Raw genomic sequence first — 26163 nt, forward strand, 5'->3', positions numbered from 1 at the left:
TTCAGCGGCGGGGGTAGACCGCCAGGACGTCGCCGGTGCGGAAGACGCCGTCGGAGGCGGCCAGGTAGATGGGGACCTCGGCTGCCTCGGACAGCGCCTTGGCACTGCCCGAGGCGAGGTCAACGCGGGCGCCCTGCTCGGTGCTGTCCGTGCCGTCCGGGGCGATCGGCAGCCGTCCGTACAGGCTGGAGGCGTCGGTGCTGTCGCCGGTGTGGATCAGGCCGTAGGCGGTGCCGTCGTCGCCGACGGCGGTGAAGTCGATCCCCTTGCTGTTCGCCGAGCTGGTGTAGCAGCGGCCGGTACGAGAGTTGAGGTCGAAGGCGGTCTGTCCGGAGACCAGGTAGCGGCCGTTCGCGGAAGTGCGGGTGGAGCTCTGCGCCGATCCGGGCTGCAAGGTCAGCTGATCGGCGGAGGTGCAGCTGACCGAGGCGATCGTCTTCCCGGTTGCCAGCTCCTGGACGGTGAAGGTGGTCTTGGAGTCGGCGCTGAGGGCGGGCTGGTCGGTCTGGGCGTCACTGGCGTGCCAGGCGGCGATGAGATATTTGCCGGTCACGGCCAGGGGGATGCCGGTGTGCATGCCGCTGGGGGCGGTGGTGGTGCTCGTCCACGCGTCGCCGACCTTAAAGCCGGTGGTGCACGGCTGGCCTTTGCCGTTGCCCCACTGGTCGCAGCCGGTGGTCTGCTGGAACGTGGAGACCACGCCGGCGGAGGTCGCGAACGCCGGCGTGGCGCTCAGCGTGCAGGTGGACCCGCCGCAGCCCGGTACCGTCATGTCCTTGGCCGTGACGGAACGCTTGGTGCCGGTGGCCGGGTCGACGACGGTGGCCTGGCTGTAGGTGCCGTGGTCCGCGGTGCCGACCAGGAAGCCGCTGTCGGTGGTGGCGAAGGACAGGGCCTGGTCGGCGGGGACGGGCAGGTCGAGATGGTGGGCGGCGGTCGCCTTGGCGGGGGAGCCGGCGGGGATGATGTCCACCGTGGTGGTGGGGGCGGACTGGTTCAGCCCGTCGCCGCTGGTCTTGCCTTGCCGGGCGAGCAGGACCTGCTCGCGGCCACCGGCGGTCGTGACGAAGACGCCGGTGCGGGCGTCGCTCAGCGTGGTAGGGGTGAAGGTCCAGGCGACCTTGCCGGTGGCCAGGTCGTACGCCTGCACGCGGGAGCCGTCTTCGGCGGCCTGCACCACCAGGTTGCTGCGGGGCGCGATGGCCACCAGCGGGAAGCCGCTAGCTCCGGCCTGGACGTCCGGGGTCTCCGGGCTCGCCTTCGTGCTCCAGCCGCGGGAGGTGTCGAACCCGTCCGGGACCGGCAGCCGCACCGGCGGCGCTCCCGTGCCCTGTGCCCTGCTCGGCGAGGAAGAGGGGTGCGCTGCGCCGGGTCCGCCGCACGCGCTGACGGTGGCCAGCGCCGCGGCGATCAGAAGAGGGGCGGCTATCCGCCTCGCCGCCCGGCCGTGCCTCGCCGCCGGGCGGGCGGTGCCGGTCCGGCCGAGGGGCAAGGTGGCTGGACGATCGCTCATCAAGTCCTCCAAAACCAGGGGCCGTTGCTGCCAAGAAAACGCTGTGGACCCCACCCTATCCTGAAGGACCTTAAGGTTTCTCGGAGTAGGGTGCACGGCATGGGTGACGTAGGTGACAGGGAGCAAGGCATCGAGGCGGCGCGGGGCAAGCTCGGCGAACTCGTCAACCGGGCTGCCTACTTGGGCGAGGTGACGTACCTGACGCGCAACGGGCGGCGAGTGGCCGCCGTGGTGCCGGTGGTGCCGGAGACTGAGCGGCCGGTGGCCGCTGAAACGGCCGGCGGCGGCGCGTCTGCGCGGGTGTGGTGCGACGACGGCGGGCGCTGGTGGGTCGAGACACCCGAGCCGGGCCAGAGCGCGCCGCGGGTGCGGCAGCTGGTCCCCCAGGGCCCTGCAGTGCCGGTCGAGGAGGCCACCGGCGGCGGAGCGCTCCGCCGGGCCGGGCGCCTCTACGACGCGTAGGGCATCCGGCAGAGATCCAGACAGCAGCGTTTTTGGGAAGAGGCGGACAGGAGATGGGCGGTATCACGCCGCGGCCGAACTTCGAGCGGGTGCGCCGGGCGAGGGCGGCGGAGCAGGCCATGATGCAGCAGGCGGGGCGCGAGGGCCTGGTCGCCTCCGACATCGCGGAGGCGCTGGCGGATCCGGAGATCAGTGACTGGCTGTTGTACTCCGGCTTCCAGGTGGTCAGCGACCTGGCTTCGCTGGCCGGTCCGGACGGCGGCGTGGTGGAGCTGCCGGTGTACCTGGTCGACGCCGAGCTGGGCCCGCGGGTGGACCTGTCCAGCGCCTGGCAGCGGGTGACGCTGTACAAGCGGGTGCTGGTGGACGGCAGCGCCAAGGACCAGGCGGCGCTGCTCAATCGCGGCCTGCTGCGCGAGCTGTGGCCGCAGCGGCTGGCGCCGCCGCAGATCTTGCGAGTGTGGGAGGGCCGGTTCCCGGAGCTGGTTGAGGCGTCGCGAGGTGGCGGGTGAACCGCGAGGCCAAGCTGGAGGTCGCCCGCATCGTGCTGGGCGTGTGCGGCCCGCGCGGCTACCACCTGTCCGGCAGCCTGGCGCTGCACGTCCACGGGGTGCGCGGAGCACGCGAGTCGGACGACATCGACCTGTTCACCTACAAGATCCTCGACGCGGATTCAGTGCGGGCCGCGGTGTTCGCGGCGCTGCGCGAGAGGGGCTATCAGGTCGAGGTGACGCGCACCGGGGCTTTCCATCCGCTGGCGCGGTGCGATCAGAACGCCGACTTTCGGGTGAGCCATCCGGAGCACGGCACGGTGAGCGTGCAGATGGTTCGGATGGACCACTATTTCGAGCCCGAGATTGTCAACGGAATACCCGTCGCGGCTATCGGTGATTTGCTCTACAACAAATTGGAAGCGCCGCAGAAGCGGGCCCTCGCGAAGGATTACGTGGATCTGGCCACGCTGCGCGAGCATTTGGGGCCGGAGGCGGTGGACTCTTATATCTCCGATTACGTGACGGGCATCGCCCAGGTGCGCGGGGTGCCGGAGGCGGACATCGCCGAGCAGCTGTATCTGCGCCTGGCGCAGGCTGCCGAGGTGCCGGACGAGGCGTTCGCCGTCTACGGGCTCGACGCCGTGCGCGCGACGCAGACGCGCACCGAGATGCTGGCCTGGGGAGAACGGCTGGTGTCCGAGCAGCACGACGTGTACCGCGTGGAGCCGCGGCTGGCGGTCGGGCTGGAGGCCATGACCCGGCAGGAAGCGCAGGTGTCGCTGAGGCGGGTGGCCGGCGCGGGACAGCTGGCGATGCTGAGCTATCCGCAGCTGAGCACCGTGCGCGGCGAGGCGGTGGCGAAGGCCGTGGACGCGCGCCGCGAGCTGGAGCGCGCGGCGGCGGCTGCCGCCCAAGGCCAGGAGCTGCCGGACAACCTTGATGAGCAGATGCGGCAGGCGCAGGCGGCGGCGGACGAGGTGGAGCGGATCAACCAGGAGATGCGCCGCCGCGCGCGGCTGACAACCCGCCAGCGGGCGGAGGAGGCCGCCGTGCGCCGGGCGGTGGCGGGGGAGATCCAGAGCACCGGAAGCAAGTCAGCCCAGGCCCAGCGCGTGGCCGAGCGGCTGACTGCCACGCCCTCCGCCCGCCGGCACGCTCAGGCGGAAGAGGAGTGGCAGATGCACCGGCCGGGCCAGGCGCCGGGTTCGGAGGGCGTGCGCCGGTAACCAGGCAGCACCCCGTTCAGTTCGGGGCCGCCGCCGCACCGGGCATGGGCAGCTGACCGCCCAGGAGGGCGCGGATGGCCTCCTCCAAGATGGCCACGGTGCGGCGAAGTTCGTGGTTCTCCTGCGCCTTCTCGTCGTCCCGGTCGGGGCTGGCCTCGAAGGCGGCGTCCATGGCGCGCAGCCGCTCATCCAAGGTGCCCTCCGGGGCCGGGGTGTGCCCCAGGGCGGCCATGCGTGCCTGCCGCTCGGCGAGCCACGCGGCGAGCTGTCCGCGCTGCTCCTGGCTGAGGCCGTCGGTCGGCTGGTCCTCCATCGTTCCTCTCCTTCGTTCTTAGCTTCCCGGGCCCCGGCGGGGGCCCAGACCAGGTCCGGGGCGCTGCTGGCGCTGTTGCTCGTCCTCGGCCGTCTGGCGGGCTCGACGGGGGGCCGCGGACGCCCGACCGGTGGCCGGGCCGGCGGTCGGCGGCAGGCCACGACGGGCGCGCTCGCGCTCGCGCTGGGCGCGCAGTTCGGCGAGCCGCTGCTGGATCCGCGAGCGCTGGAAGAGCGTCAGGGCGTCGTGCAGCTCGGTCCACTGCGCGCGCAGCTCGGCCTCCTCGGGGCTCTCCCCAAGGGGGTCGTCCGCGTCAGTCTGGTGCAGCATCCGCCACACCGCCAAGGCGGTTACGAGCTGCCGCCACTGGGCCTTCTGCTCCTCGTCCTGCTCGTCGGGGGCGGGGATCTGCTGGAGCCACTCCTCCGGCAGATCCTCGCTGTTCAGCACCAGGCGCAAGGCGACGTCGGCGAACGCCGCGGCGGCGGCCGTGACCGCCTGCCGGTCGTCGGCGTCGGTGAAGCGGGCCTCCAGCAGACGGAAGTGGAAGTTCTCCGCGGTGCGTGCGGCGATGCGCATTCCGGAGACGGGATCGTCCGGCCGGGCGCGGGCGGCGGCCCACGCCCGGGTGCGCCGGCCGACCTCGTCGATCCGCTCCTGGAAGATCGCCCAGGCGTGGGCGTCGCGGGGATCCTCGGGCTGCTCGCCAATGCCCTCAACGGAGTCGTCCAGGCCGTGCCGAACCCGCCAGGCGTCCGCCAGCGCGGCGGTGCGCTCCCACAGCGTCCGCAGCTCGCTGCCGGTGTGCGGGACAGGGCCGAGCACGCGCGCCCACGCGGGCGGATCGGCAGCCAGCAGCGCGCCGTTGTGCTCCAGCCGCTCGGAGAGCACGATGCGGCGCTCGACCAGGTGCGCGCGCCAGGCTTCGGGCGTGTCGGCGTCCCGTACGGCGGCCGAGGGGGCCAGCCAGTCCGGGAGCGGACCGGAGTTGTCCGGCACCGGGGCGGGGCCGTCGGGGAGCTGGTCGCGCAGGCGCCGCTCGGCACGGATGCGCTCAGCGATGATCTCGGCGCGGCGCAGCCGCTGGCGGGCCTCGTCCTGCCGGTGCAGGTTGGCGGTCAGCTCGCGGCGGGTGACCTCCACCGGCTGGCGGGCGGTATGGCTGGCGCCGCGCCTCCGCTCGCGCTGCCAGTCCTCACGCATGCGGTCCAGCGGACGCATGTCACGCCGCAGCTTCTGCTCGCGGCGCAGCATGGCGTGCTCCGCGGCGGCGGCACGCTCGGCGACGTGGTCCCCTTCGAGGGCGGCGCGGCGCATGCGGCGCCGGGCATCGGAGATGGCGGCGGCGAGGTCGGCGCGGGTGAGATGCCCGTGCGGCCGACGCGGCCACGCCGGGTGCGGCAGGCCGTCCACGACGACGTGGCGGGGCTGGCCGGCCACCGCCGCGTCGGCGCGGTGCAGTTCCTCCAGCGCCTCGCGCCGCAGCTGCTCGGCGCGCTGAAGAAGGCGGTCGAGCAGCTGCTCGTCGAGGTGCTTGAGCGGACGGCTGCGGCCCGGCTCACTCTCCCGGGCAGCGGCGCGTTCGGCGGCGGCGCGGCCCTCTTCGACCTGGGCGTCGATGCGCCACGACAGCACCGCGGAGACGTCCTCGGCGTCGGCGAAGTCGCGCTCGGCGTACGCGGCGGCGAGCAGCCGTGCGGCGTCCCAGCCTTCGGCCTCGGCCTTCCGCAGCGAGCGCTCGACCGCCGACCAGGCGTCGGAGTCGATGAACGCCTCGGCCGCACCGCCCAGGACGCGCCGGGCGAGGTTCTTGAGGCGGTGGCTGACCGCGCGGGCGTGGACGTCGGTGTACTCGGCCGCCAGCTGGCCGATGCTGTAGGCGCGGTCCTGCTCGGCCTGGATGGTCTCGTGCGCGGAGATGGATCCGCGGCTGCTGTGGGCGACGGTGTCCAGGACGTCGCGCATGCTCTGGCCCTCGTCGGCGACCACGTGCAGCCGGTTCGACAGGCGCCCGCGGGTGGCCATGACGTATGCGGACTCGCGGCTGGTCCGGGCGGTGATCAGGCCGTGCGCGGTCGCCACCGTCAGGCCCTGCGCGCGGTGCACGGTGGAGGCGTAGCCGAGTTCGGCGTGCCGTCGCAGGTAAGAGGCCGGGAGCACGACGCGGCCGCCGTGGCCGGTGTGCCGGACGGTGGCGTTGCCCGCCGGATCGAGGGCTTCGATGCGCCACTGGTCGCCGTTCTTGACGAAGTCCAGGCCGCCGTTGACCGTCAGGCGGCGCTGGTTCTTCCGGGTGACGATGAGGTCGCCGACGGCCGCCTGCAGGTCGTCACGCAGGGCGGTGGAGCGGGTCAGGTCCAGGCGGCCGGAGGCGATCTGGAACGCCTGGGCACGCAGGTTGAGTTCGCGCACGGCATCGGTGTCGTCGGCCATCATCAGCGAGTGCAGGCCGGCCTCGGTGTCGGTCTGCCAGGCGGCGAAGACGGAGTCCAGCATCTCCTGCGGGGCGCCGCCGATGATCCGGCCCTGGGCGAGATGCCAGGTCCATGCGTCGGCCGGATCGCCGTCGCGCAGGGCCAAGGTGGCCTCCGCCTCCCCCTCTGCGCGGAAGCGGTGCAGCTGCTCCAGTTCCACCGCGCCGACCTCGCGGGCCACCAGCCGCAGGGCGCCGCCGGACTCCACCGCGCCGAGCTGCGCGGGGTCACCGATCAGCCGGACCAGGGCGCCGGCCGCTTCGGCTTCGGCGACGATCCGGGCAAGGTTGCGGGTTCCGGCCATGCCCGCCTCGTCGACGATGATGACGTCGCTCGGGCGGAGCTGGAAGGCGTCCTTGACCCGGCGTCCTTCGGCGAGCCGGTCGCGCTGAGCGAGCCAACTGTGCATCGTGTGCGCGACGGTGCCCAGGTCATCCTCCATGACCTTCGCCGCCCGGCTGGAGGGGGCCAGGGGTATGAGCCGGCCGCCGCCGACGGCAACGGCGTCGCGCACCAGCTGCAGCGCGGTGGTCTTGCCGGAGCCGGCCGGGCCGATGCCGACGACGACCAGCTTGTCGGAGCAGGCGAACGCCTGGGCCAGGCGCCGCTGGCCGGGGTTGAGCGGGGGCCCGTCGAAGCGCTCGGCGACGGCGGCGAAGCGGTCGGCGCCCAGCGCCGGGATGACCGAGGTGCGCGCGGCGTTGAGGATACGTGACTCCGCTGCCAGGACCTCGCTGGAGGTGTAGAGCCGGGACTCGCGGCGCCGGTAGATACTGCTGCCGTCGGCGCGCTGCAGCGGCGCGAAGGGCCTGTGGAGGTCCGGGGGAGTAAGGTCGATCGAGCCGTGTCCGATCACCTGCCGGGTGATCCGCTCGGCCAGTCCCCAGGTGTCACCGCGGCCCTGGGTCAGGCGAAGAACGTGGCGCCGGGCCTCGGCGAGCACGTGCCGCTCACCCCACACCGCGCGCTCGGAGGAGACTACCTGGAGCACGTCCCGCGCGGCCTGCTCGACGTCGACCGCTGCCGCCGGGTCCTCATCCGTGGCCGAGCCTCGGGCGATGGCGCGCAGGTGGTCCAGCAGGCCGTCGATCCGCGCGGCTCCGAACAGCGCAATAGCTTCCTCGCGCCAGGCGGCACGCAGATCCGACAGCGCGCGGGCCTTCTTCTTGTGCGGCCGGGACATCTGCGCGGCCTGCTGGATGAGCGCCATGCGGGCGCTGGTATCCGGCTCCTTGCCGTACCGGCGCCGGTACTCCTGCAGCAGCTTATCCAGGTCCTTGCGGATGTCCTGGGCGCGCTTGGAGAACGCCTCGATCAGGTCGTCGTCAAGGCCGCTAATGGCCATCACGGGCCGCTTGCCGGGGGTGACCTCCCGCTCTTCTGCCTGCACCCCGAGCCGACGGCACAGCTCCTCGACCACGCGCTGGTTGTACAGCTCGCTGGCTGCAACTCCCATCGCGTAGAGCAGCTTTCCGTCGATGCTGCGCCACTTGCCGTCCAGCCCGCGGACCTTGTTGGCGACGACGACGTGGTCGTGCAGCAGCGGGTCGCCGCGGCGGCTGTCGTAGTGCCGGTAGCGGGCGGCTATCAGGCCGCCGCGCACGTCTTCCTGCGCGATGCCGTTGATGCCGGTGCGGGTCGCCAGGGCATTCTTCTCGATCCAGGCAAGGGTCTCGACGATGGCCTGATCGTGGGCAGCCTGCACCTCAAGACGGGTCTCCTCGTCGCCCAGCGCCCACAGGACGGAGCCGTACTTGTTGCGGAAGACCAGGTCGTAGCCGGCGACCGCCTGGCGGTCGCAGGAGGTGTTGGCGCTGATGTAGCGGCTGAGTTCTTCGGCGTCCTTCGGGGCCCGGCCGAAGTCCTCTCGGAAGGCCATTGCCCCGACGCGGCCTCGGATGCGCTTGCGCTCGGCGTCGGTCGCCTCGCGCTCCTCGCGCTTCTCGAAATCCTGGATCGCGTCCTGGATCCGAGCGGCGAGCGGACCTTCGGTCTGCTCGTACTGGTAGTACCGTCGGCCCAGCCTGGCCTGCCTTGTCGCGGCCGCAGGGCTGAGCCCCTGGGCCTGGGCGTCGGCGATGATCCGGTCGGCGTCCGGGTGCAGTCCCTCACCGAACAACGCCTTCATCTGAGCCTCGGTGACGGTGCCTCGGACACCGAGTTCGGCGGTCCCGCCGCCGACCCAGACGCCGGGCGGGTTGCCCTCGGCGGTGTAATAGTCGCTCAGTTCACGCTTGCTCGACCGGCGTTCGTCGCCGGTGGCTATTTCACGTGTGTAGTACAGGTAACCATCCCCAGCGCTGAGCTTGTGGATGGTCATCATGTGCTCAGCCTACCTTGTGTCATTGTGAATGCAAGAGCTTCGACCGCGCCAACGGCGCGGTCGGGTGCAGTGAGTTGGGGAAGGTGAGGAACGAGCCGGCCAACGAGCAATCCCGGCCGCGCCGTTGGCGCGGTCCGCGCAGCGCCGGCGGTTGTCCCCAGGGGCGCTCTCCTGAGCGCCCCTGGGGACAACCGCGCCGTTCTGGTTATCCACAAGGGCCGGTCCGGGCCGTCCGGGTACCCCGGCCTGCGGCGGTCCGGCCCGACGGCTGGTCAACTCGCCGTGGCATCGGGCGCTGCGTGGGGACCACAATGGCCATGCACCTACTGATGGGGAGGACATCCATGGCAGAGCGGAGGGCCACCCGCCAGCTCAAGGCGAGGGAAAAGGCTCGGGCCCGCACAGCGGAGCGTCGGCAGCGCGAGCAGCAGCTGGAGGACCTGGCGACCGCCTGGTTCGAGGCGGAGGACGAGATAGCCGACAAGGAATCCGCGGCCGACGAGAAGATCAGGAAGTACACCGAGAAGGTGCGCGGGGAGGTGGAGAGGGAGACCGGGAAGCTCCGGGAGCAGATGACCGACGTCGTGGGCAAAATGCTGGCGCTCACGGGTGTGCGGTCCGTGGCGGAGCGCCTGGGTGTGGCCGAGGCGGTGGTCCGCGAGATCAAGGCGACCTTGGACGGCGCCGCGAGCACTCCGTCTGACCCGGGATCGCCGTCGCCGACAGCGCCCACCGTGGCGCCGCCGCCGTCGCCGTCGGTGCCGTCGCCGTCTCCGGTGCCGACCGACGAGACATCCGCTGCGGCAGAGGGGTCGGCCGTCCTGTCCGGGTGACGCAGACGCACCGAGGCCCCCGACCTGGCTGTTACCGGTCCAGGTCGGGGGCTGCGGTGCGTCCGGCGCGGGTTAGCGGGTTCCAGGCGCCGGTGGAGTCACCCAGGAGTTCGGGCTGAGCGGACCCGGTGCGGGCGCGGCCGGAGGAGCTGTCACCGGACTGGTGTGCTGCTGCTGGGGGAGGTAGTGCCCTGTCGGTCGGCCAGGATCGGCCGGCCGGTGTATCCACCGGATCTTCGCGCCCGAGGTCACTTCGGTGCGCCACGGGTGGTCGGCGCTGAAGAGGATCCACAGCGGTTCGCCGTCGCGCGTGGTCTTCTCGTAGCGCGCGAGGCGGAACCCGACTTGGCTGCCGTCCGGGGTGTCCACTTCGATCGTCATGCCGATCCAGTCGAGGTCGAGATCCTCGATCGGCGTCTCCGTCATCCTGCTGCGCGTCATGGGCTCCCCTTTCCCTCGGGCGCGGCGATGCTGTGCGCGCTGGCTATGCGTGACAGTACCTCGCATCCAGGACAGGATGCGGCGCCGAGCGCGACTGCACGGCACCGGGCCCCCGACGGCGCCGTGGCAGCGCTCTCCGGGGGCCCGTGAGGGGGAAGGGTCGGGTTACGGCTACTCCTGGGGGCGGGTTGGGTGCGGGATCATCAGGTAGAGCGTGTCGGCGAAGTCGTCGAGGTTGAAGGGTTCGTCCCCGGAGTCATCGGGGTCGGTGACCTCAAGGCCGATGGCGGTGATGTGCAGCGCGGTGCGTCCTGTGTGCTGCGCGGAGATGGTGAACATGGCGCAGTCCGGGCTGCACCGCCCGCACGCCGGTGAGGGGTCGGCGTACCGGGGGATGTGTGCCTGCAACGTCGCGCGGCCGGGCTGCTGGTCGTCCAGCTGGAAAGACCCCAGGATCACGTCACCCTGGCGGAGCTGGTCGGCTCGTACGATGCGGGCGGTGGTGGTGTCCAGGCCGGGCAGCGGGTGCGGGTAGGTGGCCAGGTAGGCCGCGATGAACAGGTCCGTGCCGGAGTCGCCGGCGGGGTGGCCGCTGGCCGGACGGATCGTGTCGTCCATCAGGTCCACCTCCACGGTGGCCTCGCTGCCAGTGCGGACCTCGAACACGGGCGGGAACGCTTCGGGATCGCGCAGCATGTCCCACGCCTCCTTCGCGGTGTCGGTGATGGTGTTGTTGGTGGTGGAGCCGCCGGGGACTTGCCCTGTCCCTCGGCGGTGCCCGGAGCCACGGCGGGATCGAACCCGCGTTGTGGCTCCGGGGCGGGGGCCGGGGCGGCGCATCCGCGCGCCGCCCCGGCTGGCGTGGGTCACCAGATGAGGAAGGACTCCGGGTTCTGGAGGGCCATCATCAGGATGGCTGCGTCGGGACCGCCCTTGGCCATGATCAGCTCACCGGCGAGCACGCCGATCTCGTGCTCGGTGAGCGCCCTGACACCGGACTGCTCCAGGAACTCGTCGATTGTGTCGAGAACGTCGTCGGGGTGGGTGAAGTGCTCGACCAGGCCGTGGATTCCGGCCGGTTGGCCGCTCTTCCACAGCTGCACGGACAGGGTGCGCAGCACCGGGTCGAAGACCGGCACGATGCGGGTGGTCTCGTCCAGGTCGATTGCGGCCATCGCCTCTGCGTTCCTTTCGGGTTGGTGGTGGAGTGTCGGGGGCTTGCCCTGCCCCCTTCTGACATAGGTAAATCTATCTTATCGGAGTGGGGGGAGTCAACTGCTCTTTCTCGTTGGTCAGCTGCACGGATCGGGGTGGTGAGTCCGCCGTTCCAGCTCGGCCGCCTCAGCTGTGGCCTTCGCTTGGACCTCCACCTCATGGCGGGCGTCCGCAGCCCACTGCCGCAGCACGTCCGCCTGCGCCGGGTTCGCCGTTCTCGTGGTACCAGCTGTCACTCGTCGTCTGCCTCCGCATCGATCACCGGGCCGTCCTCCGTGATCCGGATCCCGCGCCCGTCCCACAGCGCGTCGTCCAGGTCGCGCTCACGTTCCTCGTCGGTCATGTCGTTTCCTCCCGTTCATGTAGGTCAGGACACACCGGTGGCTCCGCCCGCCGTGGTGGTCAGGTGCCTTCCGGTTCGGGCGGTGCCCGGCGCGTACGGCCGGGCAACGGGGGTCAGCCCATGTCGAGCAGCACGGTGCCGTAGGGCGTCTGGTGAAACTCCGTCATGCATGCCTTGCGCAGGTCGGCCGTGATGACCGTCCACGGGATCGGCTCACCGTCCTCGACGTTGCTGAGGCCGAGCACGGTGCGGCCCTGCTCGTAAGCGGTCTTCACCGCGTCCTCGGCGATGCGACCGATCGCGATGTACCGCTCGCGTATGTCCTCCCGGATGGACCGGCGCTCTTCGCGGCGATCTTCCGGCGGCCACTCGGCGGGAACCTCGCGGTGGAGCGCGATCCACGCAAGGGCTCGCTGCTCGTGGGGAAGGGTGCAGTCGCCGGTGCTCACCGAGTGCATGAGCATGCCTCGCTTCCTGGCGTAGTCGGTGGTGGAGTGTCCGGGGGCTTGCCCTGCCCCCGGACGGTGGAGGGGGGTGGTGCTCCGACCGGTGCCCGGCGGCGGGCCGGGCACCGGTCTGGCTCTACTTCGAGTCGGCCACGACCCAGCGAGTCGCCTTCTTGCCCTTCTCCGGCTCGCGGATGACGTAGGGCGCCGAAGCCCAGCGGTACGTCAGGATGCGCGGACGCCAGCGCATCCGTGCGCCGACCAGTTCACCGCCGGTCTGGACATCGGCCGGGTACTCCTCGGCGTTCAGCTGGTTGAGGGCGGACGCGACCAGGCTCAACAGGATGCGCCAGCGCGCCGGCCGCTCCGGCTTGGTCACCACCTGCTTGCCGTCGCGCTGCGTGTACGCCACGCCGAGATCCTGGAGCGCGGTGATCGCCGTGTCCCACAGCGAGTGCACGTCGTGCAGTTCGTCATCGTCCAGGTTCGGCGACTTCGCCAAGTCCTCGGCGCGCGTCGCGATGTCCTCCAAGTGGCAGAAGAGACTTTCGAGGCTGTCCATGCCGACGCTCACATTCCGGTGATGACGAACTCGGTGAAGCCGTTTTCCAGTCCGAGGTGCAGCTCCTCCGATTCGTCGCCAATGCCGAGTTCGCGGACCCGCTTTTCGATCCAGTCGCGACACTTTTCCAGTTCCAGCCGCTCGCACTCGTCGGAGGGGCCGTCGTCCGGGCACTCGTGATCGTCGTTCCAGAAGCCGTGCGAATCTCCGAATTCCTCCATGCCGGAGAAACGCATTCCCTTCCCGGCATTCCGAAGGATGGCGATGGCGTCTTCGGCGATCCGGGACGGGTCATCGGTGGTGTACTTGGTGCGCTTAACGCAGCGGTACGCCTTCTTGGCTTCCGGATTCTTGACCTTGACGAATTCTCCGATGCTCACCGCATACATGTGCGGGCCTCTTTCCTGGCTCGTCGCGCACATCCCGCGCGCGATTGGTGGTGGAGTGTCGGGGGCTTGCCCTGCCCCCTTTCGACATAGGTAAATCTATCTAATTGGGGTGGGGGAGTCAACCCCAAACCCCCACCAACCACCAGGAATTGAGCCCCACCGACCCATACCCGCCACCAGCGTCCGCGCAGCGGACGACACACCGCTCCGCACTCCTCCGCCCACCGGGCCGCACCCGGCCGACCACCCCCGCCACCCGACCAGCCAAGCCGGAGGACCGCCCCCTCCCCCTCCCGGCAAAAAGAGATTTTGAGGGGGTGCCGGACGAAGCGCAGGGGAGGAACGGAACCTTTTTTCACCGCGACGAAGGAGCGGCGAAAAAAGGTTCCGGAACGACCTTGCGCACAGTCCGCCGCACCCCCTCACAATCTCCCCGCCGGGAGGGGGAACCACCCGCACCCTGACCACCCACCCCCACCACAGCCGGCCCACCCGGGCCCGCGCAGCGCGGGCCGACGCTTCGGCCGGGCCGTCGACGGCAGCGGCCCCCCGTACCGTCACCCACCCCCAATGGCACAAACCCCCGCCCTCACGCCGAGGTCACCAGAGCCTCCACCTCCGCGCGCCGGTAGTACTCCGTGCCGCCGACGACGAGAACGGGCGTCGGCGCCGCTCGGCGCCGCAACAGGGTCTTGACCCGTTCGCGCCGCTGCACTGGGGTCAGCGCGTCGCGGACGGCGGCCGGGAGCAGGTCGGGGACCTGCCTGCGGGCGATCAGCCCGTGCTCGGGCATCACCACCTGGGCGGCCTGCGACAGGTAGCGGGTGGCGACGTCGGGTGAGACCTCCAGCCGTGCCGCGACGGTCTCGGTGGCCACGTCGGTGCCCTGGGCGATGGCGATGCGCAGCAGATCGGCGACCTCGGCGACCCTCCCGGTCGGCGCCTGCGAGGTGTCCGCGCGGTCTGCGCTCTTCCCGCTGTAGCCGGGACGCTCGGTGTCGTACCAGGCGAACCACGCGGCGACGGCGGCCGCGTCACGGGTGTTGTCTTCGGCGGCGGGCGGGAAGGGGTGCCTCGGGTGGTTCGCGTACGCCTGGGCCAGGTTGCCGATGGCGCCCGGGGTCACACCGCGTAGACGGGCGATCTCGACACGGCGCCACCGTTCGCCGGGGGCGTGCGTCATGGGGCGCGGTCCGGCCGCCAGGCGCGGGCCGGACGGCACGTCCGTGGTCCCCTCCTTGCCTCCGAAGAGCCGCGCGCGGACCCACTCCGCCGCCGTCTGCCTGTCGATGAGCTGGGTGTTGCGGGGGCCGATCCGGGTCTTCGCCTCGGGGATGGGGTGGGCCTCCAACCAGTTGCGGATCGTCTTCGGTGAAACGCCACCGAGGTGTTCCAGCTGCTTGCGGGTCACCCAGGGGTCGTGCAGCGCGGCGAGCCGATGCTCGAACTGCTCTCTCGTCGTAGTCATGGTGGTTTCATCCTGTCGTATCTGGAGCCGTACACTGATGGGCGCTGCCAGCGGGAGACCTGATGTGGCCTCGTCGTTGGTGGTGGAGAAGGGCCGGCGGTTTTGCCCGAGCCAGCACGCTTCGGCGGGGCTGGTACGAGCTTCGGCTCGTAACCGCCGGCCCACTTTGCGCTTGCGGCCCGGCGCGGGCGCGGCGGACACCGCCCCGGGCCGGTCGGTCAGGCCCGACCGGGTTGACGCGGAGGGTCACTCCGCTTCTACGACGTTCAGGTACTCGATGTGGCCGTTGGTTGGCGATCTCCTGGCTCTCCAGTCCGAGCCGGTCGCTGCACAGCAGCAGGTCCGCAAGCAGCCGCGCGACTACCTCGCGCACGGCCTCCCGGTCCGCCTCGGCCAAAGACGCCGCGGGAGGCAGCAACGGGTCGAAGTTGCGGTACAGCGCCCAGAGCCGTTGCCACAGCTCGTTGGGGTCGAGCTGCCGGGTATCGGCGTAGAGCAGAACGTCGGCGAACAGGAGGGTGAGGACCGATTCCGCCTCGGCTTCCTCGGTGCCGTGGAGCGGCGGGACGCCGAGCCGGGTTCCTGTGTCCGTGGCGTACCAGCGGGCGGCGGCCAGCCCGCGCACGACGGGGTCCTGCTCTGCGGGGCCGGTGCCCAGTGTCAGGTAGCGGTGCAGGACGGCGGTCGCCCGCGCGATCTGCGCCTCGGGGGAGGCGGCTGCTATCGCCATGAGTGATGGGTCCTCTCGTTGATGAAGGGCCCGGCGGCCTGTCGCGCCGCCGGGCCGTGGGCGTGCGGTTTTCCGGCCGGCGGGCCGGTCAGAACGGCGGACCGTCGTCCCTGACCGGGGCTGCGGGCGGCGACGGTGGGGGAACGAAGTCCCGGTCCTCGACCCAGACCTCCTGCTCGGGGCCCATGTCTCGGTACGGGGCGGCCTCCGCTTCGTCGTCTGTGCAGAACAGCGTGGTGACGTGCGGAACGTCCCAGGAGTCGTAGCGCACCCCCCGCACACGGAAGCGGTACGGGCGGCCGGTGCACGCCTCCGGATGCTCGTCGGTGTTGGAGCCGTAGCGGTAGCCGCGGCCAGCGCAGCCACCCGCGCAGTCCGGCCGGTGGTCCGGCCAGGGGCCTGCCGAGTCCGGCATGTCGCCGCGGGCCGGGCGGTCCTGGGCGGCGGATCCGTCGTCGCTCAACATGCTTCTCCTTCGCTGGAGTTCAGGGGCGACCAGGCCCCTTCGACATAGGGAGATCGCGCGCGGCCTTGCGGCCGGGGGCGGGGTGGTGCCGATGCACCACCCCGCCCGGTGGGTCAGGCCGCGAGCCTGCGCAGGTAGGCGTCGGTCGCCTCGTCGCCCAGGTGGCGGCGCATCGCCGTCCCGCGCGGCTGCGGGGCGATCGGCCCGAGCGCCTGGGCCTGGGCGACGACGTCGGCCATCGCCAGGTCGGCCTTGAAGCGGTGTCCGATCCGCTCCTCCAGGTCGGCGTAGGATGCGGCCATCTCCGGCCGCAGCCGGGCAGCGCACACCAGATCGCCTTCACCGGCCAAGACGCAGAAACTGCAGCTCAGGCGGCTCATGCCCTGGTCATAGACCGGGCTGTAGGGCAGCGCGGATTCTGCGATCTGCTGCCAGACCTGCTCATCGGACCACCCGTGGATGGGCAGCCAGGTGAACACGGACCGCGCGCGGGTGGTGAGCGCCGAGTCCTGCGTCAGCGGGAGCTTGCCCTTGCGCTTTGAGGACTCCGCCGCCCTGATGCCGAGGCAGTCCAGCACGATGCCCCGGCGCCAGAAACCGGCGTACCGGTCGTCGAAGCCGCGGATGAGCTGCCGGACCAAGTCCCGCTTGTGGTAGGCGGTACAGTATCGAACACTTGCACTAGGCCACATGCCGCGCTCCTCGACTTGCTGGAGCAGGTCGCCCTGCTGGCGGCTGCGGACCTCGAAGCGCAGTCCGTAGTGCCGTGCGTGCAGCTCGGCGAGCTCGCGGGTGCCGCTCCACTCGACCCGGCCGAGGTTGCAGTGGACGACCACGATCTTGTCCAGCGCGCCGACCTGGGCGGCCAGCCCGGCGACGTAGGAGACCATGGCCTGAGAATCCTTGCCCCCGCTTGAGTTGAGCACGACAAGGTCGGCGTTGCGCAGCAGGCCCAGCGGATCGTCGGCGGTCAGGGTCGGCTCCTCGAAGAGCGACATCTGGGCGGTCGTCATCGCGCGCCCCCCGCAGCGGTCGGCCGGCTCGGTGCGGCCGGGTGTGGCGCCAGGATGCCCAGGTGGACGGCGAGCGCTTCGATCTCAGCGTCCTCGCGGGTCTGCTCCGGTATGGCGGGCAAGGTCGGGCGGGAGGGCAGCACGCGCAGATCGCGCGCGACGGCGAGCGCCTGGGCGCTCCAGCGGGCGAAGCTGACCTCTTCCGCGGCCGCCCGGCGGAATGTGGTGTCGGACATGTACGTCCCTTCGTTGGGGTGGAGAGCCCCGGCGGCGGCTTGCCCTGCCGTCTGCCGGGACGTGAACGCCCGGGGAGTTGCACCCCTTAGCGACATAGGTAAATCTATCTTATTAGGGAGTGGGAGTCAATGCTGGGTGACGCTGTCGATTGGGCGGCGGCTCGTGGCGACCAAGTGCGCCGCCGCCTCAAGGTCACGGCCTGGTGGGGCGGCGCCCGCCGGAGGCGAGCAGGAGGTGAACGGTGGCGGCGGTCTGTTCGACTTGGCGGGGCCGATCGCGGCGGGGAAGTCGTCGGTGGGGATGGGGACGGTTGCGCTGATGGCGGCCCAGCTCTGGTGGCGCCACAGGTTGGTGAGGGTGAGCAGGGTGCTGCTGACGACGGCGGGCAGCGCCTCGCAGCACGGCCGGGGCGGGGTGGCGTACGCCGGGGACATGCCGGGACCGCTAGGACCTGTCCGGCCGATCATGTGGGGGCCGGATTGAGTGCCTCTTGTCGGGCGTCAGCGCCAGCTTCATTCTGGTCAGCGAACCGGCAGTCAGTGTTTCGGGGGGACCGTGTGACAACTGGTAGCGGCAGGGCGCAGCACACGACATGGGTACGGACGGCCTTGGCGTACGGCCTTCTAGGGCTCGGACTGTTGGGGCTGATCGTTTCCACACCGTTCGTACTGGCAGCTGTGGCTCCGGCGAGCACGGACTGGGGGAAGCTCAGTGACATCAGCCAGACGTACGGGGCTGTGTCCGTCGTGCTCTCGGCCATCGCTTTGGCCGGTGTGGCTATCTCGCTCCTCTACCAGGTCCGGCAGGCGCGCACGAGCAACGAGCAGGCCATCAGGGACAGCCATCTCCAGCTTGCGACGCTCGCGCTGAGCGACCCGAATCTGCTCCAGGCATGGTCACCGCCCGTTGCGCCGGTGACTTTGAAGCGGCATCAGCAGCATCTGATCACGTCTCTCGCTCTCGGAGAGCTGTTGCAGCGATTCCGCATCGGCCATCTGTCCGTCGAGAAGCTCGTGGTGAAACTCGACGGGCATTTCCGCGGGGAGATCGCGCGGGAGCAGTGGGAACGCGAAGGGCCCGGGTGGCGCCGCACCATGGAGGCTGGTGATCGCCGTGACCGTGTGTTCGTTCGCCTGGTGGATGAGAGCTACCGGGCTGCTGTGGCGGCGGGGCCAGCGTCCGCTCTTCTGGAGTTTCAAGATCGGCCGGACAGGCCCTAGTTGCGCAGGCGGGTGGCCGCAGAGTGGATCATGCACGCCCGCCGACACGCACGCGACTACGAACGGCTCATCTAGCACTCTGAATCGCTCATCACCTGGGCAGCGATCACGTTCATGACCAGGCGGATCACCCGCCGAAGCGGTCAGCCAGCATCCCGCGAAGCCCAACGGGACTGATCGTTCTCAAGATCAGGGCCATCACCTGGCCCCTGCCACGGCCCACATCGCAGCCCTGAACACCACTCTTCCACCGCCGGCGAAGCCTGTCGGCGGATCCATCGCTCACCGGCCGTCGCCGCACTCAGGGGTGGCTTGCCGCGTCGATGTATGTCTTGGTGACGTCGGTGATGAAGTCGCGGCTGCTGTCGGGGCTGAGGGCCTGGGCCTGAAGGTGGTCGTGCAGCACGCTGTAATGCTGCACGTCGGATGGCTTATCCAGATAGAGGTCGCTGGTGTACCGCTCCAGATACACCACCGGCGCCGCCGCGGAGCTGTCGGCGAACCGCAGGATGGAGAACTGTCCTGACAGGCCCGGATGGGCGCCCACTGTGTAGGGGAGGACCTGCACCGTGATGTGCGGCTCGGCGCCGAGTGCGTTCAGGTGCTCCAGCTGTTCCCGCATGACGTCCGGGCTTCCGACGACACGGCGCAATACCGATTCGTCCAGGACGACCCACAGGCGCAGTGGATGGGCCGGGTCGTAGATCCGGTGCTGGCGGCGCAGCCGCACCTTAAGGCGCGTGCCGACCTCTTCGGCGGTGAGCTGGGGGATCGTTTCCCCGATGACCGCGTCGGCGTAAGCGGGGGTCTGCAGCAGAGCGGGGATCGCCATGGATTCGTAGGTGTGGAGGGAGGTGGCGTCCGTCTCCAGGGCGATGTAGACGCTCTGGGGGATGTCGCCGTAGGCGTGCCACCAGCCCGGTTGCCCGGATTCCTTGGCCATCTGCATCAGTGAGTCGATGACCTGCGGGTCCGTCACCCCGTAGATGGTGCACAGGTCGCGCACGTCGCGGGGGCTGATGGTGCGGCGGCCGTTCTCCAGGTGACTGATCTTGGGCTGGGAGACCATGAGCCGCTCGGCCACTTCCGTGCTCTTCAGCCCACTGGCCTGGCGAAGCCGGCGCAGCTCGGCTCCCAGACGGCGTCTCCTGACGGTGGGGTTGATCTTCGCCGCCACGAGCGGTCTACCTCCGGGCCTCAAGCCATCGTGCTGGTCCGCAGACTGCCATGGACAAGGGCTGTCGATCAGACGCCATGCCGTCGTGTTCGCGGCTGCCAAAACGGACTGTGACCTTGTCATTGGGACCGTCAGGCGTTCTACGGGAAGAGACCGAAAGCAGGCACTGAGCAGGCCGTCACAGCAGACAGCCCGCCGGGTGTCCGTCCGGGTCGTCGGCTAGCGTGACGGTCGCCTTGATGCGCTGGCCCACTGGCTCGCGGCGCACCTCGAAACTGCGGCGTACATCGATCACAATTTCCAAGCCGTGCTGCCCGACCCGGTCTGGGTCAGCGGCGCGGGCGCCCGGCAGCGTCGGATCGGTGTCCCACACACGCTGATCTCCACGGCGCCGCGCTGACCTCCAGGTCCAGCAGTCACGGGCCGGGCGCGTACTTGTAGGCGTTGGTCAGCAGCTCGCTGACCACCAGCTGCACCATACCCATCGCCCGGTCCGACACCGGGATTCCGTGCACGGCCTGCACCCGAACCAGCCGGCCTGGTGGCGTCCGCCCACGGGGTTGCCCTCCCCGCGGGCGCGGCTGTCGTCGTGGGATCAGAACAGGGCGTCGGGCAGCGCCAGCAGTTCGCTGGGCTGCTTAGGACGCTCGGGGAGGATCGCGGCGAGCACCGGGGCGACGCGCTGGGCCTGGTAGGCGGCGCGGTCGGCGATCTCCTGGCTGGTCGCCGCGCGGATGCGCGTGGCGTCGGCGAACTCCAGCTCCTCGCTGGCGTATCCGGCTTCCTTCAGCTGTCCGACCATGCAGTACAGGTCGTAGACGTACTCTTCGGTGAAGCAGGTCAGGATGACGGTCGGCGTGCCGTTGTGGTCTTCGTCGCGGACGGTGAAGTGGCCGGACTTGGGCAGCTCGTCGAGCTGGCACTCGCGGCCGCCGACGGTGGCCAGGGTCCAACCCTTGGATTCGAGGTGGGCGCGGACGGCGGCGGCGGTGGCCGTCTTCGGCGGGCGCGGGCGGCGGGGGCGGGGCGATCGCATGAGGTCATCTCCTCGCAAGGGGTTGGGCAGGCCGCCCCGCCCCCGGCGGGGCGGCCTGCGGGTGGTTACATGACGGCGCTGACGGCGTGGCCGAGCCACTGCGGGACGTTGCAGCTGACGGCGTTTCCGGCCTGCATGGTCTTCTCGGCCTTGCTGCGGCCCTTGACGATGTAGGTCTCGGGGAAGCGCTGGGCGCTCATCTGCTCACGCCACTGGAGCATCCGGAAGTGGCAGTCCTCGATCTTCACCGCCGGGCGGAGCAGACCGGCGGAGTCACGGGTGGACAGGGTGTGCAGCGGCTCGCTGGTGCGCTTGGGGACCGAGCCCTTCCTGAAGGGGATCACCAGGCCGTGGTGGTTGCCGCCCGCGGTGACGGTGGCCAGGGGCCGGTCCACGCGCTCGGCGGTGGCGTGGTTGCGGAACTCGACGATGAACGGCGGGGCGGCCAGGTCCGCCGTGGTGGCGTGCGGGAAAGCGCCGGGCGGGACGACGAGCCCTTCGCCGATCTTGACGGTGCGCGACGGCAACGGAGTGAGGTCTGGGCGGAAGGCGCGGCCGTCGTGTCCGCCGTGGTTGACGGTGACGATCGAGGGATCGTCGGGGAACATCTCCAGACCGGCGGCGATGCGGCCCATGGTCGTGGGCGCCAGGGGGCGCTTGCGGTCACCGATCCGGGTGCCCAGGTTTGTCCAGTCGATGATGTCGGAGGCGGGCCGGACGTAGGGCTCGACGATCACTGCGGTGTCGTGGTTCGGGCAGGTGTAGTCGTACTGCTGGCCGTACTTGCCGATCCGGGTCTCGGTGTGGCCCGGCCGCCAGGTCTGCCGCGCGTACACGTCCTCGTCGCACTCCTCGCACCGGGCCAGGGGCCGCGGGGCGACGTCCGGAAGGCGCATGCCGACCCGGGTGAAGACGATGTACAGGCGGTCCCTCCACTGGGGGGCGGCCGGGTTCAGCTCGTCGCCGACGTGCGCGGAGCTGACGCAGACGATCTGGTAGTTGTAGCCCAGCTTGACCATGCCGCTCAGCCACCAGTCGAACAGGATCCAGTCGGTGGCGAACTCGGTGACGTTCTCGATGAGCACCGCCTTGTACCGGTGCACCTCGACCGCGCGGATGACGTCGTAGGCGGTCGCGCGGGTCCGCTCGAACGCGGCATCGGGCAGCGAGCGCAGCTCTTCCTCGGTCAGCCCGCTGACCTTCTTGCTGCGGCGGCGGCCCCCAGCCGGGCTGATCTCCGTGCAGATGGGAGAAGCCCAGAGGACGTCGGTGCGCGGCAGGCGGCGCATGTCGTAGTTCGAGACGTCCGCGCAGACGTGCTCGGCCTGCGGGTGGTTCGCCGAGTGGGTGTCGATCGCGGTCTGCCAGTGGTTGGCGGCCAGTTTCAGCTCCCAACCCGCGTTGACCAGGCCGGTGCTGGCGCCGCCAGCGCCACAGAAGATGTCGGTGAAGGTGATGGTCAAGGTCCGTCCTTGCACGCCGTGCGGTGGTGGAGTCGGCGTGCCGGGCCCGGTTGCCCTCCGGGCCCGGCACGTTGGTGCGATCAGCTCGGCGGAAGCTGTTACCCGCCGTAGGTCTGGCAGGCGGTGACCTCGGCCAGCAGCAGGGCGCTGATCCGGTTGACGACGACGGCCGGGACCTCGACCGTCGCCGGGTCGCTGCCGTCCCGGCGCGCGATGGTGATCAGCGCGCCGCCGTCGTTGGCCAGCTCGCCGTGGTGGCGCGGAAGCCGGACCAGCTCCTCCAGCAGCCACGCGACGGTGGCGGGGGAGGTGGCGTCCTGCTGGAGACGGACCGGCGCGCCCAGCGGGTGACGGCCGCCGTAGCGAGCCATGACGCTAGCGACGTACCGGGCGACGTGGTCAGCCATCACGTCCACGTGGGCGCCGCCGAGACTGGCGCCCCGGGCGCGGTTGTGCGGCATCGAGTCGTACACCACCGCGATGTGGTCCTCAGGGCCGTAGTGCTCGACGTGCCAGCCCTGTACCTGCTCCAGCCGGGGAGGAAGGGTCTCGTCGGCGCCGATCAGCAGGTACGTCAGGTCCGGCAGCCCGATGCGGATCTGGAAGCCGCCGCCGTCGGCGTGCGCCAGCTCCGCGTCGAGGCCCCGCCCGCGCAGAGCGTCGAGGACGCGCTGGTACTGGGGTGCGACCTGGCTGCGGGAGTAGGCGTAGTTGATGACGAAGCGGATCAGTGGGGCCGGGTCGGCGGTCCAGTCGAGGTAGCCGGACTCGTCGGTCGCGGTGCCGAGGAAGGTGCGGCGCCGCCAGAAGAGCCGGGGCCGCCCGCTGTTGTGGCCGGGGGTGATCCACAGCTGGTCCAGGCTGCTCGGCAGGACGATCACCAGCTGCCGCTCGCCGTCGGTGACCTGCACTTCCAGCTGGGCCTGCGTGCGCAGCTCGGCGCCCAGTCGGGAGATGGGAACGAGTTCCACGGACCGTCTCCTTGTGGTTGGTGGTGGGAGTGTCGGGGGCTTGCCCTGCCCCCCTCCGACATAGGTAAATCTATCTATTTTGGGTGGGGGAGTCAACCCCAACCTCATCAACTACGGGGAATCGGACCCGCTACCCGCACCCGCTACCGACGGCCGTATGGCGGACGACAGCTCGCTCCGCCCTTCCCGTCAACCGGTCCGCACTCGGCCGACCACCCCCACCCCCCGACCAGCCAAGCCGGAGGACCGCCCCCTCCCCCTCCCGGCAAAAAGAGATTTTGAGGGGGTGCCGGACGAAGCGCAGGGGAGGAACGGAACCTTTTTTCACCGCGACGAAGGAGCGGCGAAAAAAGGTTCCGGAACGACCTTGCGCACAGTCCGCCGCACCCCCTCACAATCTCCTGGCCGGGAGCGGGGTGTCGCAATACGTGGTCGCCTGGTCCGATCGCTGTTACGGAGCCCGGATATTCCGAGGGCTGCTCTCGGTCGGCGAGGGCGGAGCTGCTCAGCGGATGTAGTCGGAGTGCTGGGACAGCGTGATCATGTCCGAAGGGTCAGAGAGCCGCCGGCGGCGTCTGGTCGGTTAGCATGGCCGTACGGCAGACGAGCCGAGCGGACGGCCGCGTGGAGTCCCCCAGGGGGCTTCCCGAGGAACGTCCGGACTCCACAGGGCAGGGTGGTGGCTAACGGCCACCCGGGGTGACCCGCGGGACAGTGCCACAGAAAGCAAACCGCCTGGGGCTTCGGCCCTCGGTAAGGGTGAAACGGTGGTGTAAGAGACCACCAGTGTCCAGGGTGACCTGGGCAGCTAGGTAAACCCCACCCGGAGCAAGGTCAAGAGGAGTGCTATAAAAAAGCGCTCTGCGCGGACGTTCGAGGGCTGCCCGCCCGAGTCCGCGGGTAGACCGCAGGAGGCCAGCGGTAACGCTGGTCCTAGATGGATGGCCGTCTCCCCGGCCGCCGTGAGGTGACCGGGTGACAGAATCCGGCGTACAGCTCGACTCGTCTGCCGCTCGACGACAGTCGTGTTGGCGAGTCAGAAACCGTACATCATCGACAAGGGCTCCGAGAGATGGCTCAGCCGAGCGCTGATCTTCGCAGCTGCTGCTTGTGTGGCTTGAATGGCGCTGGGAGGCGCCTCTGGCATGGCACTTGCCGGCTTGAGCAGCAGAACAGCTCCCATGATTGCTTGCCCCCAAGCGATAGGCGCCGCACAGGAATTCCAGAGGGGCATGCATTCCTGGTAGCCGAGTGCGTATCCGCAGTCGCGGATGTCGGCCAGCGACGCGAGTAGCGCGTCACGGTCTCGGTAGACACCGGGTCCGGCCTCTTCAGGGACTGGTTCTGCCAACACGGTTTCCTGAATCGGTCGAGGCAAGTAGGCGAGGATGGTTCGACCGCTGGCGCCAGTGCGAAGTGAGCGTGTGACGCTGAGGATGTCGCGAGCCGTCATGCCAAGCTCTACCAGGTCAGAGTCACCAACGGCCATGTCTATGCATGCGCGTTGTGCTCCGGCGAAAGGGGCCAGCATGTACTGGAAGACCAGACCGCCGGCGGTCGCCTCTCTCAACTCCTCCAGAGTTTCATGCGTCGTCTCGTCTTTGGAGGGGGTGTGCGCAAGCGCGTGCAGGCCGAGTTGGGCAGCAGTCGCACCCAGGCGGTACTTGCGGCCGACTCGCTCGAACACCCCCTGGTGCACGCCAGATTGGAGAATGCGTGACGTCGTGGAGTCGTCCAAGCCGGCAGCTTCGGCGAGTTCACCTGTGCCATGGGCCCCGCCCCCGAGGTCCGCGAAGGCCTGCTGAACACGAATGAACCTGTCCACCAGCCGGGAGCCAGGGCGGGTGGGAGTCCCCTCTCTGTTCAAGGTCTCGTTGCCGGTCATGCAGTCGCCACCTCCCGTTGGGTGGGCCGCACCCCTGGGGCGCGGCCCACCAAGCGCCTCATGCGATTAACTACTTGAACGACGCATCGCGTCGCACGTTTGTTCCGTCGGGAGGTTAACTTGACGGTAACTTGACTGCCAGCTCTACCGGGTGGGATCCAAGCAGAGTTTCCCAACATGGGAACGAGCGATCAGGGTGGTGTGAGCGACAGCGGCCTCCCCCAGGGGATACACAGGCCCCAAGACGGGGCGGAGAGAGCCAGCACGTACAGCTGCGAACAGCGCGCTCATGCTGGTCGACAGGGCGCTCCGGTCGCTGTAGAGATGCGGAAGCCAGAATCCCGCCACGGTGATCGACCGCTCCATCAGCACCCTGGTGGAGATGTCGCTGATCTGCCCGGAAGCGTAGCCGTACACCACGAGACGCCCACGAGGGGCCAGGGCGGAGACGAGGGCCTTGAAGGTTGAACCCCCAGTCATCTCCAGGGCCACCTGAACTGGGCCGCCGGCCGATTCGGTTATCTCCGCGGCCAGATTACTGCTGGTGGAGTCGACGACAGCGTCTGCCCCCAGCTCCTGGACCAATTGGCGTTTCTCCGTGGTGCTGGCCAGGCCGACCACCCTGGCGCCCATGTTCTTAGCCAACTGGACCGCAAGCGAACCGAGACCGCCGGCCGCAGCGGGAATCACGACGGTCTCACCCTCCTTCACCTGGGCAGCTGTGGCGAGCAGGTGATAGGCAGAGTTGCCCTGCAAGCACAGTGCAAGTGCTTGCTCGTCGCTCACATCGTCCGGCACTGCCCAGGAGGTGCGGCGGTGAACGAGTGCTTGTTCCGCATAGCCACCGCCACGCGTCAGCCCCACGAAGCGCTCACCATCGGAGGTACGGCCGATCACTTCGTTGCCGGGTATGTAGGGGAGTGCCACCGGGGCGAGATAGCTGTCATTCCGCACATGGATGTCGGCGTAGTTCACGCCTGCTCGGCTCACTTGGAGCAGACGGTGACCGCTCCTTGGCTGAAGGTCCGGAAGTTCGACCAGCTGGAGGACCTCTGGGTCACCGAACCGCTCCATCCTGATCGCGCGCACGCTTCTCCTCGGGAAGGTTGATCCTAACTGGCCGCTCCAGGCTATGACACGCGTATCGGCCGCCATCGGCCGGGCATAGGCTCACGTAGCTTCTCACTCAGTGAGAATCCGCCTTGAATTCTCACTGTCTGAGAAGACGGTGGCGGACTCGGCTCTTACTGGGTGAGAGAAGAGTCGTGTCGTCACGACTGTGGGTATTTCCGCGTTGACTAAGGCATATTTGCAAGGTAGGAATCAGCAGGCAGGGTGAGATCGACGGAGCGTCGATCGACACTCAAGCCGCGCGACGCTGCGCCCGGAGTCGAACGCTGGGCGACTGTCGGCGGCCGATTGCAGGTGCGATCCGCTGCCGTAGGACACTTGTGTGCCACAAG

27 protein-coding genes and 1 other RNA gene are annotated in these 26163 nt (G+C 69.8%); 6 read left to right on the forward strand and 22 right to left on the reverse strand.

What is annotated here, in order from left to right; genetic code table 11:
* Position 1: 1 nt before the first annotated feature.
* Positions 2 to 1513, reverse strand: a complete 1512-nt coding sequence (locus ACIBBH_RS00425) for a hypothetical protein (protein ID WP_399400381.1) — start codon at positions 1511 to 1513, stop codon at positions 2 to 4.
* A 99-nt stretch (positions 1514 to 1612) separates the two neighbouring features.
* Here ACIBBH_RS00425 and ACIBBH_RS00430 point away from each other — a divergent pair, with 99 nt between their 5' ends.
* The 3 genes from ACIBBH_RS00430 to ACIBBH_RS00440 are packed head-to-tail and all read left to right on the forward strand — an operon-like array spanning position 1613 to position 3695.
* Positions 1613 to 1975, forward strand: coding sequence for a type II toxin-antitoxin system prevent-host-death family antitoxin (locus ACIBBH_RS00430; protein ID WP_399400382.1), 363 nt, complete (start codon positions 1613 to 1615; stop codon positions 1973 to 1975).
* A gap of 53 nt (positions 1976 to 2028) precedes the next feature.
* Positions 2029 to 2487, forward strand: coding sequence for a hypothetical protein (locus ACIBBH_RS00435; RefSeq protein ID WP_399400384.1), 459 nt, complete (start codon positions 2029 to 2031; stop codon positions 2485 to 2487).
* Positions 2484 to 3695 (forward strand): nucleotidyl transferase AbiEii/AbiGii toxin family protein, encoded by a 1212-nt coding sequence (locus ACIBBH_RS00440; RefSeq protein WP_399400386.1) that lies wholly within the window; start codon positions 2484 to 2486, stop codon positions 3693 to 3695. The genes ACIBBH_RS00435 and ACIBBH_RS00440 overlap by 4 nt, the downstream gene beginning before the upstream one ends.
* 16 nt (positions 3696 to 3711) lie before the next feature.
* Here ACIBBH_RS00440 and ACIBBH_RS00445 read toward each other — a convergent pair whose 3' ends face one another.
* Positions 3712 to 4008, reverse strand: coding sequence for a hypothetical protein (locus ACIBBH_RS00445; protein ID WP_399400388.1), 297 nt, complete (start codon positions 4006 to 4008; stop codon positions 3712 to 3714).
* 18 nt (positions 4009 to 4026) lie between these two features.
* On the reverse strand, positions 4027 to 8805 hold the full coding sequence (mobF, locus tag ACIBBH_RS00450; RefSeq protein ID WP_399400390.1) for a MobF family relaxase: 4779 nt from the start codon (positions 8803 to 8805) through the stop codon (positions 4027 to 4029).
* A 344-nt stretch (positions 8806 to 9149) separates the two neighbouring features.
* Between mobF and ACIBBH_RS00455 the strand changes: the two genes are divergently transcribed.
* Positions 9150 to 9638, forward strand: a complete 489-nt coding sequence (locus ACIBBH_RS00455) for a hypothetical protein (protein ID WP_399400392.1) — start codon at positions 9150 to 9152, stop codon at positions 9636 to 9638.
* A 72-nt stretch (positions 9639 to 9710) separates the two neighbouring features.
* Here ACIBBH_RS00455 and ACIBBH_RS00460 read toward each other — a convergent pair whose 3' ends face one another.
* The 12 genes from ACIBBH_RS00460 to ACIBBH_RS00515 all read right to left on the reverse strand — a co-directional run bounded on the left by ACIBBH_RS00460 (position 9711) and on the right by ACIBBH_RS00515 (position 17382).
* A complete protein-coding gene (locus ACIBBH_RS00460; RefSeq protein WP_399400394.1) occupies positions 9711 to 10079 on the reverse strand; it encodes a hypothetical protein in 369 nt (122 codons plus the stop codon).
* Between the two features lie 171 nt (positions 10080 to 10250).
* A complete protein-coding gene (locus ACIBBH_RS00465; protein ID WP_399400396.1) occupies positions 10251 to 10775 on the reverse strand; it encodes a hypothetical protein in 525 nt (174 codons plus the stop codon).
* Positions 10776 to 10945: 170 nt separating this feature from the next.
* Complete coding sequence (locus tag ACIBBH_RS00470) at positions 10946 to 11254, reverse strand: hypothetical protein (RefSeq protein WP_399400397.1); 309 nt, start codon at positions 11252 to 11254, stop codon at positions 10946 to 10948.
* 496 nt (positions 11255 to 11750) lie between these two features.
* Positions 11751 to 12101, reverse strand: a complete 351-nt coding sequence (locus ACIBBH_RS00475) for a hypothetical protein (RefSeq protein ID WP_399400399.1) — start codon at positions 12099 to 12101, stop codon at positions 11751 to 11753.
* Positions 12102 to 12219: 118 nt separating this feature from the next.
* Entirely contained in the window at positions 12220 to 12645 is a 426-nt protein-coding gene (locus ACIBBH_RS00480) for a hypothetical protein (RefSeq protein ID WP_399400401.1), read from the reverse strand.
* A gap of 8 nt (positions 12646 to 12653) precedes the next feature.
* On the reverse strand, positions 12654 to 13034 hold the full coding sequence (locus ACIBBH_RS00485; RefSeq protein ID WP_399400403.1) for a hypothetical protein: 381 nt from the start codon (positions 13032 to 13034) through the stop codon (positions 12654 to 12656).
* 589 nt (positions 13035 to 13623) lie between these two features.
* On the reverse strand, positions 13624 to 14502 hold the full coding sequence (locus ACIBBH_RS00490; protein WP_399400405.1) for a hypothetical protein: 879 nt from the start codon (positions 14500 to 14502) through the stop codon (positions 13624 to 13626).
* A 7-nt stretch (positions 14503 to 14509) separates the two neighbouring features.
* Positions 14510 to 15232 carry a hypothetical protein gene (locus ACIBBH_RS00495; RefSeq protein ID WP_399400407.1) on the reverse strand — a complete coding sequence of 241 codons (723 nt, stop codon included), beginning with the start codon at positions 15230 to 15232 and terminating at the stop codon, positions 14510 to 14512.
* 88 nt (positions 15233 to 15320) lie between these two features.
* The gene (locus ACIBBH_RS00500) at positions 15321 to 15698 is read right to left on the reverse strand and encodes a hypothetical protein (RefSeq protein ID WP_399400409.1); all 378 of its coding nucleotides are present in this window, start codon (positions 15696 to 15698) and stop codon (positions 15321 to 15323) included.
* A 113-nt stretch (positions 15699 to 15811) separates the two neighbouring features.
* Positions 15812 to 16711, reverse strand: coding sequence for a phosphoadenosine phosphosulfate reductase family protein (locus tag ACIBBH_RS00505; RefSeq protein WP_399400411.1), 900 nt, complete (start codon positions 16709 to 16711; stop codon positions 15812 to 15814).
* Positions 16708 to 16947: a hypothetical protein gene (locus ACIBBH_RS00510; RefSeq protein WP_399400413.1), complete on the reverse strand. Its 240-nt coding sequence runs from the start codon at positions 16945 to 16947 to the stop codon at positions 16708 to 16710. Before ACIBBH_RS00510 ends, ACIBBH_RS00505 begins: the two co-directional genes overlap by 4 nt.
* A 126-nt stretch (positions 16948 to 17073) precedes the next feature.
* Positions 17074 to 17382: a hypothetical protein gene (locus ACIBBH_RS00515; protein WP_399400415.1), complete on the reverse strand. Its 309-nt coding sequence runs from the start codon at positions 17380 to 17382 to the stop codon at positions 17074 to 17076.
* Between the two features lie 204 nt (positions 17383 to 17586).
* On the opposite strand from ACIBBH_RS00515, the gene ACIBBH_RS00520 reads away from it, so the two are divergent.
* Positions 17587 to 18168: a DUF6082 family protein gene (locus ACIBBH_RS00520; protein WP_399400417.1), complete on the forward strand. Its 582-nt coding sequence runs from the start codon at positions 17587 to 17589 to the stop codon at positions 18166 to 18168.
* Between the two features lie 301 nt (positions 18169 to 18469).
* Here ACIBBH_RS00520 and ACIBBH_RS00525 read toward each other — a convergent pair whose 3' ends face one another.
* From ACIBBH_RS00525 to ACIBBH_RS00545, 5 genes are all read right to left on the reverse strand, one after another.
* Entirely contained in the window at positions 18470 to 19345 is an 876-nt protein-coding gene (locus ACIBBH_RS00525; protein ID WP_399400419.1) for a helix-turn-helix domain-containing protein, read from the reverse strand.
* Between the two features lie 178 nt (positions 19346 to 19523).
* Complete coding sequence (locus ACIBBH_RS00530; protein ID WP_399400421.1) at positions 19524 to 19718, reverse strand: hypothetical protein; 195 nt, start codon at positions 19716 to 19718, stop codon at positions 19524 to 19526.
* Between the two features lie 222 nt (positions 19719 to 19940).
* Positions 19941 to 20381, reverse strand: a complete 441-nt coding sequence (locus tag ACIBBH_RS00535) for a hypothetical protein (RefSeq protein ID WP_399400422.1) — start codon at positions 20379 to 20381, stop codon at positions 19941 to 19943.
* Positions 20382 to 20446: 65 nt separating this feature from the next.
* On the reverse strand, positions 20447 to 21844 hold the full coding sequence (locus ACIBBH_RS00540; RefSeq protein WP_399400424.1) for a DNA cytosine methyltransferase: 1398 nt from the start codon (positions 21842 to 21844) through the stop codon (positions 20447 to 20449).
* A 98-nt stretch (positions 21845 to 21942) separates the two neighbouring features.
* A complete protein-coding gene (locus ACIBBH_RS00545; RefSeq protein ID WP_399400426.1) occupies positions 21943 to 22815 on the reverse strand; it encodes a hypothetical protein in 873 nt (290 codons plus the stop codon).
* A 604-nt stretch (positions 22816 to 23419) separates the two neighbouring features.
* Between ACIBBH_RS00545 and rnpB the strand changes: the two genes are divergently transcribed.
* Positions 23420 to 23824, forward strand: an RNA gene (gene rnpB, locus ACIBBH_RS00550) — RNase P RNA component class A.
* Between the two features lie 27 nt (positions 23825 to 23851).
* On the opposite strand, the gene ACIBBH_RS00555 is transcribed toward rnpB, so the two are convergent.
* Both ACIBBH_RS00555 and ACIBBH_RS00560 read right to left on the reverse strand, forming a co-directional pair.
* Positions 23852 to 24700: an IclR family transcriptional regulator C-terminal domain-containing protein gene (locus ACIBBH_RS00555; protein ID WP_399400428.1), complete on the reverse strand. Its 849-nt coding sequence runs from the start codon at positions 24698 to 24700 to the stop codon at positions 23852 to 23854.
* 144 nt (positions 24701 to 24844) lie between these two features.
* The gene (locus ACIBBH_RS00560) at positions 24845 to 25675 is read right to left on the reverse strand and encodes a zinc-binding alcohol dehydrogenase family protein (RefSeq protein ID WP_399400430.1); all 831 of its coding nucleotides are present in this window, start codon (positions 25673 to 25675) and stop codon (positions 24845 to 24847) included.
* Positions 25676 to 26163: the final 488 nt, after the last annotated feature.

Source organism: Streptomyces sp. NPDC051636 (genome assembly GCF_044453765.1).
In the GTDB taxonomy this organism is placed as follows: Bacteria; Actinomycetota; Actinomycetes; order Streptomycetales; family Streptomycetaceae; genus Streptomyces.